The organism is Gillisia sp. JM1, assembly GCF_000424645.1.
In the GTDB taxonomy this organism is placed as follows: domain Bacteria; phylum Bacteroidota; class Bacteroidia; order Flavobacteriales; family Flavobacteriaceae; genus Gillisia.
In genome coordinates, this window is sequence record NZ_KE384218.1 from 1,616,187 (window position 1) to 1,633,406 (window position 17,220).

Sequence of the window (17,220 nt, forward strand, 5' to 3'; positions counted from 1 at the left end):
GTATTGAAATAATAAGGTGTTACTTTTATAAGTAACGCCTTTTTTTATATCTAATCGTTTCCTTGTCATTATATAACTATTAAATTCCTCTTTAAAATGCCTAAAAACAGCCAACTTAAATGTGTTTTATTAATCGGTTCCGGCCCAATTGTGATTGGTCAAGCTTGTGAGTTTGATTATGCAGGTGCTCAATCTCTTAAATCACTTAGTGAAGAGGGGATTGAAACAGTGCTAATCAATTCCAATCCTGCAACTATCATGACCGATCCTTCAATGGCCGATCATGTATATTTATTACCACTTACTACTAAATCTATAGTAGAGATCCTTAAGAAACATCCAAACATAGATGCCGTTCTCCCTACAATGGGTGGTCAAACAGCCTTGAACCTTTGTATTGAAGCAGATGAAAAAGGAATTTGGAAGGATTTTGGTGTAAAACTTATTGGGGTAGATATAGATGCGATTAATATTACAGAAGATAGAGAGAAGTTCAAGCAGTTAATGGGTAAAATCGGAGTTCCGGTTGCTCCTGCTAAAACGGTTACTTCTTATTTACAAGGAAAGGAAGTAGCGCAGGAATTTGGATTTCCATTGGTTATTAGAGCTTCGTTCACCCTTGGAGGTAGTGGTGCGGCTTTTGTTCACAAGGCCGAAGATTTTGGTGAATTGCTTACTCGAGGACTTGAAGCTTCGCCTATTCATGAGGTTTTAATAGATAAGGCCTTAGTGGGTTGGAAAGAATATGAATTAGAGCTTTTAAGAGATAAGAATGATAATGTGGTTATTATTTGTTCTATAGAAAATATGGACCCTATGGGAATCCATACAGGAGATTCTATTACTGTAGCACCTGCAATGACCTTGAGCGATGTCACTTATCAGAAAATGAGAGACCTTGCTATCAAAATGATGCGAAACATTGGTGAGTTTTCCGGAGGTTGTAACGTGCAGTTTGCGGTTAGTCCAGATGAAAATGAAGACATTATTGCGATTGAAATAAATCCAAGAGTTTCAAGATCTTCAGCTTTAGCATCGAAGGCAACTGGTTATCCCATTGCAAAGATCGCTACTAAATTAGCCATCGGATTTACATTAGATGAATTACAGAACCAGATTACTAAATCTACATCGGCATTATTCGAACCTACTCTAGATTATGTTATCGTAAAAATTCCACGATGGAATTTCGATAAATTTGAGGGTAGCGATCGTACGTTGGGTCTTCAAATGAAATCTGTTGGAGAAGTGATGGGAATTGGAAGATCCTTCCAGGAAGCCTTGCATAAAGCAACTCAATCTTTAGAAATAAAGAGGAACGGACTTGGTGCAGATGGGAAAAGTTATACCAACTACGAACAGATAATAGATAAGTTAACGCATGCAAGCTGGGATAGAGTATTTGTTATTTATGATGCTATCCAGATTGGAATTCCGTTAAGCAGAATTCATGAAATCACTAAAATAGACATGTGGTTCCTTAAACAATACGAGGAGTTATATGCCTTGGACGTAGAGATTTCTAAATTCAACATAGATACCTTGCCTAAAGATTTGTTGTTAGAAGCTAAACAAAAAGGTTTTGCAGATAGACAGATCGCACATATGTTGAAATGTTTAGAAAGTCAGGTTTATAAGAAAAGAGATGAACTAAATATTAATAGAATTTTTAAATTGGTAGATACTTGCGCTGCCGAATTTAAAGCAGAAACTCCTTATTATTACTCAACTTTTGAAGCAGAAATTGAAAGGGCAGATGGAACGAGATATGTAGATAATGAGAGTAAGGTTAGCGATAAAAAGAAAATTGTAGTTCTAGGATCTGGGCCTAACAGAATTGGTCAAGGAATAGAATTCGATTATAGTTGTGTGCACGGGGTACTTGCAGCTTCAGAATGTGGATATGAGACCATAATGATCAATTGTAACCCAGAAACTGTTTCTACAGATTTTGATGTTGCAGATAAATTATATTTCGAACCCGTTTTCTGGGAGCATATCTACGATATTATTAGACATGAAAAACCAGAAGGCGTAATTGTTCAACTTGGAGGGCAAACTGCACTTAAACTTGCTGAAAAATTAGATAGATACGGGATCAAGGTTATTGGGACAAGTTATCAATCTTTGGATCTTGCAGAAGACAGAGGTAGTTTTTCCGAGTTATTGAAAGAAAATTATATTCCATTTCCGGAATTTGGAGTTGCTGAAACTGCAGACGAAGCTTTGGCAATAGCAGACGAACTTGATTTTCCAATTTTGGTGAGACCATCTTACGTTTTAGGTGGACAAGGAATGAAGATCGTGATCAATAAAAAGGAGCTAGAGGAGCATGTTGTAGATCTTCTTGGAAAGATGCCTAATAACAAGTTGCTTTTAGATCATTATTTAGATGGAGCCATAGAGGCCGAAGCAGATGCTATTTGCGATGGCGAGAATGTATATATAATTGGGATCATGGAGCATATAGAGCCTTGTGGGGTTCACTCCGGAGATTCCAATGCCTTACTGCCTCCATTTAATTTAGGAGATCTGGTAATGCAACAGATAAAAGATCATACTAATAAAATTGCATTGGCTTTAAAAACGGTTGGATTGATCAATATCCAATTTGCTATTAAGGATGATGTGGTGTATATCATAGAAGCCAATCCTAGAGCTTCTCGTACCGTTCCTTTTATTGCGAAGGCATATGGAGAACCTTATGTGAATTATGCAACTAAGGTGATGCTAGGGGAGAAGAAGGTGACAGATTTTGATTTTAATCCTCAGTTAACTGGGTATGCAATTAAACAACCGGTATTTTCGTTTGATAAGTTCCATAATGTAAACAAGGAACTTGGTCCGGAAATGAAGAGTACAGGAGAAAGTATTCTTTTTATAGATGATTTAAAGGATGATATCTTTTACGATTTATATGCGAGAAGAAAAATGTACTTAAGCAAGTAAAAAAAAGAATATGAAAAAAATGCTGCCAAAGGGCAGCATTTTTTTTGTTTTGTAGTTTTTGTTTAATCTTTTTTGCTCAATTCCAGTATTTGAACAGAGTTTCTTCCATCTGTAGATTTCCAAACCTGTTTTTTCTTAGAATTGGTAACCATTATCCATGTTTTGTCAAAATCTGATTTTTCAATAGAGTTGGTGCTAGTGATGGTAATAAGATCTTCTCCCTGCATGTTCCAGCGAAATTTCTGTAAATCACTAAATTCATTTTGAAACATACTATAATTTATGTTCTTTTCACCTGTTCCATTTTTATTAATTATAATTTCACCTGCGTTTTGAGTGGTTATGTTTTGTCCTTTTTGATTGTCAACTTCATACCTGTCTACATTCCAGGTTCCTACGAGTTTTGGGCTACAGCTTGTAAATAGTAATGCAGTGATAGCAATAATAAATAATGACTTTTTCATAAAATAACTTTTTTTTTACAAGATAAGGCTTCTAGCACTTTATTAAAAATTATTGCTTTTATACATAGGGAATTTCACGTAATTTTAGCATATGAAAGATATATTGTTAATATTTGGTGGAATTTTAGGCGGCTTGTCTGTATTGTTTGGTGCCTTTGGGGCTCATGCCTTGAAAAATAAATTTTCTGAAGAGCTTCAAAAAAGTTTTGAGACCGGTGTGAGATATCAAATGTATCACGCTTTAATTATAATAATTTCAGGAGTAATCTTTCCTTTTATAAAAACTTCTCAGCAAATTATGGGTTGGTGTTTTATACTCGGAGTTATTTTATTTTCCTTCAGTATTTACGGACTATGCTTAAGTTCTGCCAACAATAATAAATGGAAATTCTTAGGACCAATTACTCCACTAGGAGGTTTGTTATTATTAATTGGTTGGATCTTGTTTACGATTAATGCCTCAGAAATTGCTATCAATCTGTAAATTTAGTTTGTTTTTATTCTGAAACTAGGTCTACTCTTTTTCTATATTTTTCAGCAAATATGGTAACTACAAGAAGCTGTAGGATATGATATAGCATGATAGGAAGCAAAAATACTCCCACACTTGCACTTGTCCCAAAAATGATCTTTACCATTACAGAGCCATGAACGAGTGATTTTTTTGTTCCACAAAATTTTGTGGTTATCGTATCTTTTAAATTGAAGCCAAGCCATTTGCAGAATAAGCCAATCAAGAAATACATTGCGAAAAACAACAAAACTACAATACCCGTGATCTTTAAAAGATCATACATCTTTATACTTTCGAACAAACCTGAATTAAAAGAATTGCTGAAACTGCTGTAAACTATAAGCACAATAACTGCTTTATCGAAGTAGCCTAATTTGCTGTTATGCCTACGAGCAAATTTCCCAAAATAGCCTTGTAATAGTAATCCGAGTACTAAAGGTAATAAAATTTGTAAGCATAGTTTATAAAGGATCACTAAAAAATCGAATCCCCCAGATTTTGCCATAAAAAAACTTAACCATAATGGAGTTATCAAAATTCCAATGAGTCCAGAAATACTCGCATTGAATATAGCTGTTGGAAGATTTCCTTTGGCTATGGCCACCATTACCACGGAAGATGAAACGGTAGAAGGCAATACTCCTAAAAAGAAAACAGAGAGCCATAATTCCGATTGTGTTCCACCTTCAAAAAGCGGAATAAATAAAAAAGTAAGTAATGGAAAAAGTAAAAATGTTGAAATTTGAATAAGGATATGTGCCTTATAATTTAGAAAGCCCAACTTCAATTCTTCTGGCGCCAGTTTTAAACCATAGAAAAAAAAAATAAAAGCAATTCCAACATCGGTAATTATATCAATTGGAAGATTGGAGAGTGCTTTTGGAAAGAAAAACGCCAATAAAATTGCTAAAAATAAACTTAGAATAAACCCGTTAAATTTCAATTATAGCTCAATTTTAACATTATAGTCATCTAATAAATGAATGTATTCCTTAGAAGAGAAATCTGTTTCATGAAATTCCTTTTGGCGCTTAAATTTCATTTTATTTCGCTTAATACATTTTACAAACCTTCTAATATCATGATCATTCTCTAAGATAAGCCCAGGAACTGGTAATGATTTTCCTGCTTTATCTTTAGCTACCATAGTAAAATAGGAGGAATTACAATGATTTACTTTTCCAGATAGGATGTTTTCAGACTCTACTCTTATCCCAATTACCATAGAACTTGTGCCCACATAATTCACAGACGCTTTTAGCGTAACCAATTCGCCAATTTCTATAGGTTTTAAGAAATCTACCGTATCTACACTCGCAGTTACACAATAGGCTCTGGAGTGTTTAGAACCACATGCAAAGGCAATCTGGTCTAATAAGGATAGGAGGTGACCCCCATGGATCTTTCCGTTGAAATTAGAATGGGAGGGAAGCATTAATTCGGAAATCTCTACTTGAGATTCAGATATTCTTTTGTGTTTTCTTTCCATTATCGATCTCTAAAATGTGGGGATTGTGATTCTACAACTTCGGTAATAAAATAGGAAGTATCACCCCAGAAGAAGAATGTAGTATAACGTTCCACGTAAGTTAGTTTTACGTAATTCCCTTCATTCTTTTGAAGCTGCTTTATAACTTCATCCTTACTATCTAAAACTGAAAATTGAAAGATCTGTGCTCCACTAATTCCTTGGCTAATCTCACCTTCCCACGTTTTTACGATCACTCCTTTATGGCTGAATTTTATTAGCTCGCCGGCTCTGGTTCCTTCACTATAAGGCACTAGACTTACGAATACGAAATAAAGAATATAAAATACAAAGAGTGCTCCAAGGAAATAAAATAAAAATCTTTTCATATTATAAGGCGTTATATACTTTGTTCATAAATGTTTCTATTTGAGACGGCTCTAGCCATCTTGTAACTATTACTAAATTCTTGGCTTGATCTATCACTATAAAATTTCCTCCAAAACCAGCAGCATAAAAGATCTCTTCTGAAAGACCTTTCCAATTTCTATCTCCCGGTTTATTTAGCCACCACATATATCCATAGTTCGAATTAGGAATAGAAGGCTGAACTGCTTCTTTTATAGTTTCAGTGGAAAGTAATTGAGTGTTGTTCCACTTTCCATTATTCTCGAAAAGCAATCCAAATTTAGCCAAATCTAGGGTATTAATAAACATTCCACCACCAGAATGTCCACCTCCGGTAACGGATTGCATTTTTAACCCGTCAAGATCTACCCAAGCATTATCAGATCCAAACCAACGCCAAGTTGAAGAAGCGCCAATAGGATCCATTATTTTTTCTTTTAAAACCTGTGGAAGCGGTTTGCGCCAAACTTGTAAAAGGGAATATGCCAATAAATTTACACGAACATCATTATATTCGAATACAGTTCCCGGAATATTTAATTTTCTATTTTTCCAATTGTCTAAATCACCTTCAGATGGAGGTCTATCAGCCCAATCTAAGCCACCCCAGAGTTCGCCACTCCAATCTGAATTTTGTTGTAATAAGTGTTCCCATGTAATTTCAGCATTGTGTTTCCCTTCAAAAGTCCCATCCCAGACATATTTGTTAACTGGATCATCAAAATTATCAATTAATCCTTTTTTCAAAGCGAGTAGGGCGGTGGTAGACAGAAAACTTTTAGTTACGCTAAAAGTCATATCAACTCTTTCTGGATCTCCCCATTTAGCTATAATATATCCGTCTTTTAAAATAATACCTGTAGGACCACCACGTTTCTTTGTTGGGCCAGTGATCTCGTGGAAAGGTTCTTTTCTAAAGCCATCTAGAATTGCAATTCTTAGGTCTTTGGAACCAGAATATTCATTTTCATTAGCAAATTTTATAGCTTCATTTAACTTTGCTGCATCTATTTTAAAATCCTTAGGTTCTTTAACCTCCCACGAACTTTCTTTTGGGAAGTAAGTAGTTTGCGAAAATAACGAGCCAGTAAAAAAGAAAGAAAGGAAAAATAGCTTTATTAATAGTTTCATATAATTATTGAGTTACAGTGGTGCTCTTTGTTTTTATATTTTCATCTAAATCTTCCTGAGATTGAGCTAACAATTTAGTGTCCAATTGTTTACTGGCTTTCGCGCCTAGCTTTTTTAAACGTTCTACTTTTCTAATAAGATTACCTTTTCCAGTCAGCTTTTTCATCGCGCTGTCATAGGTATTCTGTACGGTTCCTATTTGCTTACCAACCTTTAAAAGGTCTTCAGTTAAATTAGCAAATGAATCGTATAAAGCACCGGCCTGAGTGGCAATATCTATGGCATTTTGTTTTTGCTTCTCATTTTGCCACATACTATCTATAGTTTTGAGAACGGCCAATAGGGTAGTAGGAGTTACAATAATTATATTTTTATCAAAAGCATCATTATATAGATGAGGATAGCTATTAGAAGCCACTGCAAAGGCCGCTTCTATTGGAATAAAAAGCAAGACAAAATCTGGACTTTCCATTTGATACAGTGCATGGTAATTCTTTGCACCTAACTCATCAACCCGTTTTTTAACTGATATCACATGGTTCTTAAGATGCGATGATTTCTGAGATTCATCGTCCTCATTCATATAGCGCTCATAAGCATTCAGAGAAACCTTGGAGTCGATTATCATTTTTTTATCTCCTGGCAGATGGATCACTACATCGGGCATCGCCCTTTTCCCGTTTTCATTTTGAAAATTTTGTTGAACAAAATATTCACTGTCCTTCTGAAGCCCGCTTCTTTCCAAAACCCTTTCTAGTACCATTTCTCCCCAATTTCCCTGCATTTTATTATCACCTTTTAATGCTTTGGTAAGATTGATGGCTTCTTCGCTTATCTTAAGATTTTGTTTGTTTAAATGTACTAGTTGTTCGCCTAGTTGAGCATGTCTTTGGATGAAATCTGTGTTATTTTTATCTACTTTTTGCTCGAAGCTTTTAATTTTCTCTCCAAGTGGATCTAATATATTCTGAATATTCTCTTTATTCATCAAAGTGAATTTCTCCGATTTTTGATCGAAGATCTTGTTTGCGAGATTTTCAAATTCTTTGCTGAATCTCTCCTGTAATTGTTCCACTTCCTTTTTTTGTTCAGAATTTTTTTGTGCTAAGCTTTCAAATTCCGAGTTTCTAATGGCTAGTTCTGTACTCAAGAAATCCTTTTCTTTTCTTATAAATTCCCGCTCAGATTCAATTTTGTTCAATTGTTTTCCAAAAAGTTCTTTGCCTTCAGAATTAGATTTTTTAATATCCTCTAAAATACTGGTATGTTGATTTTTAACTTCTTCTAAATGATGTTTTAATTGAATATTTTCAGCAGTAATTATTTCAACACTAGCTTTCATTTTAAGCTTGGTAAGAAGATACCCAACCACTATACCCATGACAAGAGCTATGCTGAAAAGGAGAGGTGTGAGAATAGTATCAGTCATAGAGAGATTCGCTTTCTTCAAATATACTTAATTGAATTTCTTTTGAAGAGAATAATATTGAATTCTAAATTTATCTGCTGTAACATCAGAAAGTTTTTCTATGACTTTAAAAAAGTAGTTTATAAGAAGCATTAATAAGGGCTTAATATCAATAAAATAAGGCCATCGTTTTTGTTTCAAAAATCTTAAACCAATTGTTTTTTATTCTGCACTTCATTTCTTTTGCTCATCCAAAAGAAACGAAGCAAAGGAAAAAAAGGATTTAAAAAACAAACTTCTGGATAGTAGCGCTTTATCTACTAAGTTCTTATTTTGAAGGAAACCGATTCATTATCAAAGTAAATAAGATCGCTAGGAAAAATGTTTGAAAATGCATTTTTTTCGATAAGCTCCTTTGGAGAACCAGCAATTACTTTGTCATTTTCCATGATTATTATTTTGTCACAGAGCTGAAGGGCTAAGTTAATTTCATGAGTTGCAAATAAAATACTTTTGTTTGTCTCTTGCGTTAGCTTCTTCAAAAGTTTAAGCACGTAAGCTTGATGATACATATCTAAATGAGTGGTAGGCTCATCCAGAATAATAAAAGGGGTATCCTGTGCTAAAGCTCTTGCGATAAGCACTTTTTGAAGTTGACCATCGCTTAACTCGAAACATCTTTTATCTTTAAGTGCTTCAATATTTACCAGTTCTATTGAGGTTTGAATTTTTTTTCTGTCTTCTTTAGAAAGAGAGCCTATCCAATTAGTATAAGGCTGTCTTCCTAAAGCAATCAATTCAGAAACACTTAAATTTTTGGATATCGGTTGTTCTGTAAGCACCACACTAATGGTTTTTGCTAACTCTTCGGACGAAAGTTTTTGTAGGTTCTTATTTAAAATAGAGACTTCTCCATTTAGATAGGGTTGCACACCGCTTAGACTTCTTAATAGCGTAGATTTCCCAACACCATTTACGCCTATTAGCCCTACCAATTCGCCTTCTTCTATTTCAAGGTTAATAGAACTAGCAATACAGGTATCACCCGATTTATTTCGGTAACCAATGCTTAGATCATTGGCGGTAATCACTTTATTTGAAGTAGATGTTTTGATATTAAAATATAAATTTTCGTTTTCTAATCAATAACCAAATTACAACAGGAGCTCCAATTATTGAAGTAATTGCATTTATTGGTAAGGTATATTCAGTTCCGGGTAATTGAGCGGCAATGTCGCAAACTAACATAAGTATTGCTCCCCCAAAAATTACAGCAGGCAGCAAAATTTTATGATCATTTGTTGGAATTACTTGCCGTATTAAATGAGGCACTGCAAGACCTACAAAAGCAATTGGTCCTGCGAAAGCTGTGATACTACCTGCTAGTAAACTGGTAGCAATAATTATTATAAACCTATTGGTACTTATTTTAACTCCTAGACTTCTTGCGTAGTTTTCACCCAACAGTAACGTATTTAAATTCTTGACACAAAATACTGCCAAAACTATTCCTAGGAACCAGAAAATCGCCAAAATTGAAACTTCCTGCCAGGATAAATTCCCAAGGCTTCCAAAAGACCAGAAGATGTATTGCTGTAATTGTGCTGCCGGACTAAAATAGGCTAAAACACTTACCACCGCAGCGGTTAGACTGGCGAACATCAGGCCTATAATAAGAATTGCCATAGTGTCCCTTAGTTTTGCTGAAGCCAATAAAACGGCTATAAGTACTAGTAAACTTCCTAAACTTGAAGCGATCACTAAGCTCCATTTTGAAAGTAATAAAGCTGCGGTTCCTACTCCAAAAACCGATGCTCCCATAATTACTATTGCCACTCCCAAACTGGCGCCACTACTTAATCCTAAAACATAAGGTCCCGCCAGTGGATTTCTAAAAAGTGTTTGCATTAATAATCCACTTACCGCAAGTCCAGAGCCTGTAAAGATTGCTGTAAATACTTTTGGTAGCCTGTACTCTAAAATTATATATTGCCAACTTTCTTGGCTTGTTCCCTTTGTGAATAAGATGCTGAAAATATCTTTTAAAGGAATCTCTACAGATCCAAGGCTAACATTTACAAGCGCCATTAATACCACTAAAACAAAAAGCAATAATAAAAGTCCTTTGTATCTTGCTGTATACGGCATTTATTGCAGGGCTTTAAAAAAAGTTGGCTTATAATCTGGTAATAACTCTGGATGAAATATGGAAATTAGATCTTTTAGAACCAGATCTGGCCTTGTGGGAGCTAGCTCATAATAAATTACTCCTCCAGTTGTGCCTAAAGAATTACTGTAGGTAAAGACCTTTTTGTCTTGTACGGCCTTAAATTGTTCATAATGGGAAGAAGTTTCCAATAATTGCTGAAAAGATTGAAATTGCCCCGGAGCTACCCAATACTCTGCATCTTTACTTTTATCTAAAACACTTTCAAAAGATAATGCAATACTACCAGAACCTTTGGTGTCTTTGTAAATATAATTGGCGTTGGCATCTTCAATAAATTTGGCTTGCCAAGAGTTTCCATAAGGGACATACCATTGATCTTTATACATAGAACCACTTAAAACTGTAGGACTAGATTTTGCGTTTTTTGCCAATTCTTTTGACTCAAGATAGGAGTTTCTAATTTCAATAAATTCTGCTGCAGCCTGTTCATCTTTGTTATAAAATGCTCCAAAAAATTTGATCCATTCTGCTTTGCCTAATGGGGATTCTTCTGTCCAATCTCCATTATAGATCACAGGAATTCCGCTTTTCTGGATGGTACTAAACGTTTTATTGTTTCCGTCAATAGCAAAACCTATAACTAAGTCTGGGTCTAACGAAATAAGTATTTCAGTATTCATAGATTCATTTTGGCCCAATTCGGCAACAAGACCTTTAGAGATGCGAGCTCTAGTTTTTTCTGAAGAGATATAATCAAGTCCAGGAAAACCTACCAAGCTTTGTTCTTCATTTAGAATTTCTATAGAAGGAATGTGGGTGGTAGAGGTGACAACAATTTTTTGAACAGGAATAGTTACTTTGAGATCATATCTAACCTCAGATGGGATGCTTGATTCTTTTTCAGCTAACAAATAGGTAAAGTTTTTATCTGCTTTTGGCCAAGGATCTTTTACAGTAAGCAATTTATAACCATCAAATTGCTCTATTTCAAAACCCTTGGCATATTCAACAAAAATGGTTTTTCCCGTTGGATTTGATTTGCCAATCTTAGATTCTTCGTTTTTACAAGAAGAGAGAAGTACAAGAAATAAAAGAAAATATAGTTTTTTCAAAGTTTAGCGGTTTAAGGCTCAAAAGTAATATTATTTAAATTTTATAAAGCCGAAGATGAAAAAATGTTTAATTTCGCGCTGAATTTTTGGTTTGATGCCATTTCGATAATTCGATTTTGCATCAATTAAAAGGGAATTTGGTGACTTGTTTTCCGAAGTAATTATTCAGAAAACAAAAAATCCAAAGCTGTTCCCGCAACTGTAAGTTTAGTCCCTTCCCGATAGTATCGGGATAATTGGGATGTCTATTGTTACTACTTCTTAAAACCACTGTGCGAATGCATGGGAAGGTAAACAATAGGACACAAGCCAGGAGACCTGCCAACATTCGCTAATGTCAAACTTTCGGGATAAAAGTTTGGTGTAGGTCATTCTACATCTTTTTTCCTGGCAAAAATTTAATTATGCTAAAAAAATTATGGATTTGTGGTGCCTTGTTGTGCACCGGATTGTTCTATGGACAACAAAAAGAAACAGCAGTGGACACTTTAGATGAAGTAGTCCTGATCGATTCTAAATTTGAATTGAAACGCGAGAACAGCGGGAAGGTTATTACGAAAATAACCACTAAAGAACTGGAAAGAAGCAGCGGACAAAGTTTGCCTGAAGTAATAAACAGGGTAAGTGGTATTGAGATTAATGGAGCCCGAAGTAATGATGGACAGAATTTAGGATATTATGTTCGGGGAGGGAGAAACCGTCAGGTGGTTATATTAGTAGATGGTGTACAATTAAGTGATCCTTCGGCAATATCGAACGATTTCGATTTACGTCTTTTGCCTCTAGATCAGGTAGCTTCCATAGAAATTATTAAAGGTGCATCTAGCACACTTTACGGTTCTGGTGCTGCTACAGCGGTTATTAATATCACTACAAAATCTCCAGTTGATAAAAAGATAGGTTTGCAACTGCAATCTGTATTGGGAACTAATCAAACTCAAAATAATGCAAACTATAACATTGCTCAATTTGATAATTCTGTTGGGCTAAGTGGAAAGCTTTCGAAATTCGATTATCAGGTTAATTTTAGCAATAGACATTCAGAAAACATGTCTGCGGTAGCTTCAGAAAATGAGGAGGAAAACTTTGAAGATAATCCATTTTCTAAATACAATGTGTATGCAAGAGTTGGATATAAGATAAGTAAAAAGTTAAAATTCTACTTCTACGGAAATTACGACGATTTTGAGTCTTCTTTTGATGATGCCTTTATGTATGCAGATGCAGATAACATTTTGGATAGTCAGCAGTTTAGAACGGGGAGTCACTGGGTTGCCACTTATAAAAATGGAAGCTTCATATTTAGCGATAGTTATTCTGAACTAAAACGTGAGATCATTTCTGATTTTCCAAGTAAATATGACAGCAAAGTCTATGCTTTTGATGCTCATAATAAATATATATTCAATAATAAATTCCATACTATTATTGGTTTAAACGGAGTCTTCAGCAGTTTTAATAGTTATAGCATCCCTTTTGGAGAAACCGAATTTGCGCAAACGGTAAGTGAGGATGTTGCAGATTTTGATATTATAGATCCTTATGTAAATATGGTTTATATATCTGGAAATGGAATTAATATAAACACCGGAGCTAGGCTAAATATTCATAGTGAATATGGTTCAAATTTGGTATATAATATTAATCCATCTTATAACCTTAAACTAAAAAATGGCAATTTAAAGGCCTTGGCTTCTTATAGCACCGCGTATATCACTCCTTCATTATTTCAATTGTATGACAGTACTTTTGGGAATATAGGTTTAGATCCAGAAGAAAGTGCTACAGTTGAAGCAGGATTAGAATTCAGTTCAGAGGCGCTTAGGTTTAGTGCGGTTTATTTTAATAGAGAAACAACCAATTATATAGATTTTGTAACGGTAGATCCTGTTAACTTTATTTCTGAATATAGAAATATAGATGAAAAGTTCAATGCAAGTGGAGTAGAGTTAGAGCTGGATTATGCATTTTCTGATAAACTGAGGTTTAAAACCAATTACACCTTTACTGAAGCTGAAGAAAGATTTGCTTTGAGAATTCCAAAGCACAAGTTAAATGCTTCTCTTAATTATAATATTTCAACTAATTCTTTTGCATCCTTGACCTATCAATTTAATGATGATAGAACCGATTCATTTTTCGATAATGAAACTTTTGAAAGTAAAGAGGTGACATTAAAAAGTTATAATGTGCTAGATTTTTATATAAGCCACAGAGTAAATGAAAATATAAAGATCTTTGGAGGTATAAGTAATCTAACCAACGAAGATTATGAAGAAATATATAGATTTAACACACGTGGTAGAAATGCAAGATTTGGATTGGCATTAAATTTTTAAATCCTCATTGAGCTCATTGAGGGTTTAATTTCTCGAAGCTTGTATTGAGATCATAAAACTATTTTCTGAAATCTATACCTCGTGGTCCAACCCTGGAGTTCTTGATTGCTAGCTTAAAATAAAACAAAAAGGGTTTCAACTTAGTTGAAACCCTTTTGTATTGAGATATGTGTTGAAATTATTTTTCCATCAAAGCAGGTACATTATCTATGTACATTTTTTGGTAGTCAAGATCTTTCATAGTGCTTTCACCAACAAACTCATACTTTTTAAAGTTGTTATCAATACTTATTCTATTACCTAAAATAGTATTTACAGCGGCATTTAATAATGGCTCACTCACATCACCAAGTACACCAAGTTCTCTAAAGTTCTCCGAGATTTCTACATCTGGATCTAATCCATTTACATAATCTGAAACTCCTGCAGAATTTACAGATTTCAAAACTAATGGTTGAATAGCATACGTATGGGTAGGATTTGCATTATTTCTCCCAAAATTGGGTGAATCGTAAAGTGTAACAGAAGCTTGGAATTTTCCAGTAGTAGTTTCTCCTACCTGTACTACATTAATATAAGGATTTAATCCATTTATTACCAACTCACTTGCAGAGGCAGAGCGATTTGTAGTTATCACATACACTTGACTCAAATTAAGGCTGTTTATATTTTCTCCAGTTTTTAAAGTAGTATTGAAGTTATTTAATAACCTTTCTGGTGCATCGCTTTCAAAAAATGCTTGATACTCCGCATTCCATTGTTCTCTCATAAATAATTCACCAGCAAAACCACCGGTTATCATAGAAGCTAGATCTGTTGCTGTACGTACAGATCCACCGCCATTATATCTTAAATCTAAGATAAGATCTGTTACTCCATCTGCCTTAAATTTTCCAAAGGCATCGTTTAATTGTGGATCATAATCTGCAGTAAAACTATTATACATTAAATAACCAACTTTCTGCCCTTCTATATCCAATGTCTTGGCAATAAATACGGGATTCGTATTGTATTCTATTTTAGTAAGATCAAATGTTTCATCGGTATCTGTAATGGTATCTCCTTCTAAGGTACCAAGACCTACAGTGAATGAGTCTGGAGCAAATAAACTTCCAAAATTAGTGTCATTAATTTGTTGCCCATTAACTCTAGTTATAATATCTCCTCGTTTAAGACCAGAGTCTGCTGCTGGAGTATTTGGTAATATATATCTAACAAATGCAAATACCTCACTACATCCCTGGCAATACCTTACTAACCCATAAGATAAACCAGTAGTTTTGCTAATTCCACTAAAAGTGTTTTCAAGTTCAACATAGTCATCAACAATAAAGCTAAACCTGTCTTGAGAAGCCGTTAAACCATCATAAAACAAATCTTCAGGCGAAGCAAAATTATCTAAAAAATCATTTTTTTCTACTTCGTTTGCAAAAAAGTCATCTGCTAAAACAGGAACATCAGCTTTATATAAGTATATTTCATTCATACCACGGTAAACAAAATTTTCTACCGTTAGATCGACAGTCTCAGGTGTTGGCCCAATGGCTACAGCTGGTTTTTCGTCATCTTGGTCGCTAGAACAGGAGGTAAAAACTGTGCCAAAAAGCAGGGTAAGTAGTACGGTTTTAAAAATTTTCATAGTAGTTTTAATTAAGATTCTAAAAATAAAGACAAATTTGCAATAAATACAAAATTGTTGTTACAAAGTTTGATTCAAATCGTCTAAAGTATAAGAGGGTTATAAATAAACCAACCAACTTAATGAAACATCATACCTTTTTAAGGTTAATAGATCCCGTCAAAGATAAAATGTTCCGTTTGGCACTTCGTTTGCTTGTATCGAAAGAAGCAGCAGAAGATGCAACTCAGGAAGTGATCTTAAAGATCTGGAATCGAAAGGATAAGGTCAAGGACTATGCCAATATAGAAGCCTTTATGATATCGGTTACTAAAAACTACTGTTTGGATCAATTAAAAGCTAGGTCTAATAATAATTTAAGCATAATTCACAGTAACTATGATAGTAATGAATTATCGGTGCATTCTCAGGCAGAGTTAAATGATGAGATTAAGCACATAGAAAGAATCTTAGAAATGCTACCGGAACAGCAAAAAGTGATTTTTCAGTTGCGGGATATTGAAGAGTATGATTATAGCGAAATAGCTGAAATCACTAAGATGAATGAACCGGCAATTAGGGTTACGCTTTCTAGAGCTAGAAAAAAAATAAAAGAAGAACTACTTAAAATGCATGGATATGGAATTAAATAATTTGCGAAATTTATTGCAGAAATATGAAGAGGGAGAGACGTCTCTTCAAGAAGAAAGGGATTTAAAGAAGTATTTCAGCACTAATGAAGTTCCTGAAGAATTTATCGCTTATAAAAGTATTTTCAATTTTAATACTGAATCAAGAAAGATCAAGTATCCAAAAGATTCCCAATTAAAATCTACTCCTAAAAGAAAATGGGCCTATGCAGGAGTTGCTGCAAGTATTTTAATAATAATGAGTTTTTTATTTTTTAACGATTTAACTAATAAGAAATTAGAAGATCAAAATTTAGGAACTATAGAAGACCCTGAACAAGCTTATTTAAAAACCAAAGAAACACTAAAGATGGTAGCAGATGTTTTTAGTGATGGAAGAGAAGATCTAAAATATTTAAATGAATTCAATAAAACCAAAAACAAATTTATCAAAGAACAATAATAAATCAAATACCATGAAAAAATCAATTTTAGTTATTGCTTTAAGTTTAGTTTCACTTCTAGGATATTCTCAGAGTTTTGAGAAATATGAAAATATGAAAGAAGTAGATGCCATGATCATGACCAGTAAAATGTTCAAGTTATTGGCTAAAGTAGACTTAAGCTCCACAGATCCAGAAGCACAACAATATATTAAGCTTATTGAGAATCTAAAGGAAATAAGAATGTTCACTAGCTCGGCACCGGGAGTACGCTCGCAAATGCAATCTGATGTAGCTTCTTATTTAAGTAAAGGATCATTAGAGCAGTTAATGAGAGTAAATGAAGATGGGAAGAATATTAAATTTTATTCTAAACCTGGTAGAAACGATAATTTTGTAAGTGAACTTTTTATGTTCATGGATGGAGAAAAAGACGGAAAGCCAATTTCTATGATCTTAAGTATAACAGGGGATATAGATCTTACACAACTTTCTAAATTGGCAACTGACTTAAAAGTTCCAGGTGCTGAAGAGTTAAAAAAAGTAAATAAAAAATCTAAAATATAA

General features: G+C 34.1%; 16 protein-coding genes and 1 riboswitch. Of the genes, 6 read left to right on the forward strand and 10 right to left on the reverse strand.

Going from position 1 to position 17,220, the window contains the following annotated elements; genetic code table 11:
* Nucleotides 1–96 precede the first annotated feature (96 nt).
* On the forward strand, nt 97–2,949 hold the full coding sequence (gene carB, locus H033_RS0110390) for a carbamoyl-phosphate synthase large subunit (protein ID WP_026838269.1): 2,853 nt from the start codon (nt 97–99) through the stop codon (nt 2,947–2,949).
* A gap of 62 nt (nt 2,950–3,011) precedes the next feature.
* Here carB and H033_RS0110395 read toward each other — a convergent pair whose 3' ends face one another.
* Nucleotides 3,012–3,413 (reverse strand): hypothetical protein, encoded by a 402-nt coding sequence (locus H033_RS0110395; RefSeq protein ID WP_026838270.1) that lies wholly within the window; start codon nt 3,411–3,413, stop codon nt 3,012–3,014.
* A 91-nt stretch (nt 3,414–3,504) separates the two neighbouring features.
* Here H033_RS0110395 and H033_RS0110400 point away from each other — a divergent pair, with 91 nt between their 5' ends.
* Nucleotides 3,505–3,897, forward strand: a complete 393-nt coding sequence (locus H033_RS0110400) for a DUF423 domain-containing protein (protein ID WP_026838271.1) — start codon at nt 3,505–3,507, stop codon at nt 3,895–3,897.
* A 13-nt stretch (nt 3,898–3,910) separates the two neighbouring features.
* On the opposite strand, the gene H033_RS0110405 is transcribed toward H033_RS0110400, so the two are convergent.
* The 8 genes from H033_RS0110405 to H033_RS0110440 all read right to left on the reverse strand — a co-directional run bounded on the left by H033_RS0110405 (nt 3,911) and on the right by H033_RS0110440 (nt 11,624).
* The gene (locus tag H033_RS0110405) at nt 3,911–4,870 is read right to left on the reverse strand and encodes a bile acid:sodium symporter (RefSeq protein WP_026838272.1); all 960 of its coding nucleotides are present in this window, start codon (nt 4,868–4,870) and stop codon (nt 3,911–3,913) included.
* Entirely contained in the window at nt 4,871–5,416 is a 546-nt protein-coding gene (locus H033_RS0110410) for an acyl-CoA thioesterase (RefSeq protein ID WP_026838273.1), read from the reverse strand.
* On the reverse strand, nt 5,416–5,784 hold the full coding sequence (locus tag H033_RS0110415; protein WP_026838274.1) for a hypothetical protein: 369 nt from the start codon (nt 5,782–5,784) through the stop codon (nt 5,416–5,418). The genes H033_RS0110410 and H033_RS0110415 overlap by 1 nt, the downstream gene beginning before the upstream one ends.
* A gap of 1 nt (nt 5,785) precedes the next feature.
* Nucleotides 5,786–6,934 (reverse strand): serine hydrolase domain-containing protein, encoded by a 1,149-nt coding sequence (locus tag H033_RS0110420; RefSeq protein WP_026838275.1) that lies wholly within the window; start codon nt 6,932–6,934, stop codon nt 5,786–5,788.
* 4 nt (nt 6,935–6,938) lie between these two features.
* A complete protein-coding gene (rmuC, locus tag H033_RS0110425; RefSeq protein ID WP_026838276.1) occupies nt 6,939–8,363 on the reverse strand; it encodes a DNA recombination protein RmuC in 1,425 nt (474 codons plus the stop codon).
* Nucleotides 8,364–8,662: 299 nt separating this feature from the next.
* Nucleotides 8,663–9,433 (reverse strand): ABC transporter ATP-binding protein, encoded by a 771-nt coding sequence (locus H033_RS0110430; protein WP_081661831.1) that lies wholly within the window; start codon nt 9,431–9,433, stop codon nt 8,663–8,665.
* 25 nt (nt 9,434–9,458) lie between these two features.
* Entirely contained in the window at nt 9,459–10,490 is a 1,032-nt protein-coding gene (locus H033_RS0110435; protein WP_026838278.1) for an iron ABC transporter permease, read from the reverse strand.
* Nucleotides 10,491–11,624, reverse strand: coding sequence for an ABC transporter substrate-binding protein (locus H033_RS0110440; protein WP_026838279.1), 1,134 nt, complete (start codon nt 11,622–11,624; stop codon nt 10,491–10,493).
* Between the two features lie 70 nt (nt 11,625–11,694).
* Nucleotides 11,695–11,965: riboswitch (cobalamin riboswitch) on the forward strand.
* 63 nt (nt 11,966–12,028) lie between these two features.
* Between H033_RS0110440 and H033_RS0110445 the strand changes: the two genes are divergently transcribed.
* Entirely contained in the window at nt 12,029–13,963 is a 1,935-nt protein-coding gene (locus H033_RS0110445; RefSeq protein ID WP_026838280.1) for a TonB-dependent receptor plug domain-containing protein, read from the forward strand.
* 178 nt (nt 13,964–14,141) lie between these two features.
* Here the strand turns inward: H033_RS0110445 and H033_RS0110450 are convergent, their stop codons facing one another.
* Entirely contained in the window at nt 14,142–15,602 is a 1,461-nt protein-coding gene (locus H033_RS0110450) for a S41 family peptidase (protein WP_034886187.1), read from the reverse strand.
* Nucleotides 15,603–15,724: 122 nt separating this feature from the next.
* On the opposite strand from H033_RS0110450, the gene H033_RS0110455 reads away from it, so the two are divergent.
* The 3 genes from H033_RS0110455 to H033_RS0110465 are packed head-to-tail and all read left to right on the forward strand — an operon-like array spanning nt 15,725 to nt 17,220.
* The gene (locus H033_RS0110455; protein WP_026838282.1) at nt 15,725–16,234 is read left to right on the forward strand and encodes an RNA polymerase sigma factor; all 510 of its coding nucleotides are present in this window, start codon (nt 15,725–15,727) and stop codon (nt 16,232–16,234) included.
* Complete coding sequence (locus tag H033_RS0110460) at nt 16,221–16,673, forward strand: hypothetical protein (RefSeq protein WP_155827778.1); 453 nt, start codon at nt 16,221–16,223, stop codon at nt 16,671–16,673. The genes H033_RS0110455 and H033_RS0110460 overlap by 14 nt, the downstream gene beginning before the upstream one ends.
* A gap of 13 nt (nt 16,674–16,686) precedes the next feature.
* Complete coding sequence (locus H033_RS0110465) at nt 16,687–17,220, forward strand: DUF4252 domain-containing protein (RefSeq protein ID WP_026838284.1); 534 nt, start codon at nt 16,687–16,689, stop codon at nt 17,218–17,220.

Bases quoted from the DNA above. Each gene is read 5' to 3' on its own strand.
- rmuC (WP_026838276.1), bottom strand. From the start codon at position 8,363: ATGACTGATACTATTCTCACACCTCTCCTTTTCAGCATAGCTCTTGTC.
- H033_RS0110465 (WP_026838284.1), top strand. From the start codon at position 16,687: ATGAAAAAATCAATTTTAGTTATTGCTTTAAGTTTAGTTTCACTTCTA.
- H033_RS0110420 (WP_026838275.1), bottom strand. From the start codon at position 6,934: ATGAAACTATTAATAAAGCTATTTTTCCTTTCTTTCTTTTTTACTGGC.
- H033_RS0110455 (WP_026838282.1), top strand. From the start codon at position 15,725: ATGAAACATCATACCTTTTTAAGGTTAATAGATCCCGTCAAAGATAAA.
- carB (WP_026838269.1), top strand. From the start codon at position 97: ATGCCTAAAAACAGCCAACTTAAATGTGTTTTATTAATCGGTTCCGGC.
- H033_RS0110460 (WP_155827778.1), top strand. From the start codon at position 16,221: ATGGAATTAAATAATTTGCGAAATTTATTGCAGAAATATGAAGAGGGA.
- H033_RS0110415 (WP_026838274.1), bottom strand. From the start codon at position 5,784: ATGAAAAGATTTTTATTTTATTTCCTTGGAGCACTCTTTGTATTTTAT.
- H033_RS0110395 (WP_026838270.1), bottom strand. From the start codon at position 3,413: ATGAAAAAGTCATTATTTATTATTGCTATCACTGCATTACTATTTACA.
- H033_RS0110410 (WP_026838273.1), bottom strand. From the start codon at position 5,416: ATGGAAAGAAAACACAAAAGAATATCTGAATCTCAAGTAGAGATTTCC.
- H033_RS0110445 (WP_026838280.1), top strand. From the start codon at position 12,029: ATGCTAAAAAAATTATGGATTTGTGGTGCCTTGTTGTGCACCGGATTG.
- H033_RS0110450 (WP_034886187.1), bottom strand. From the start codon at position 15,602: ATGAAAATTTTTAAAACCGTACTACTTACCCTGCTTTTTGGCACAGTT.
- H033_RS0110435 (WP_026838278.1), bottom strand. From the start codon at position 10,490: ATGCCGTATACAGCAAGATACAAAGGACTTTTATTATTGCTTTTTGTT.
- H033_RS0110400 (WP_026838271.1), top strand. From the start codon at position 3,505: ATGAAAGATATATTGTTAATATTTGGTGGAATTTTAGGCGGCTTGTCT.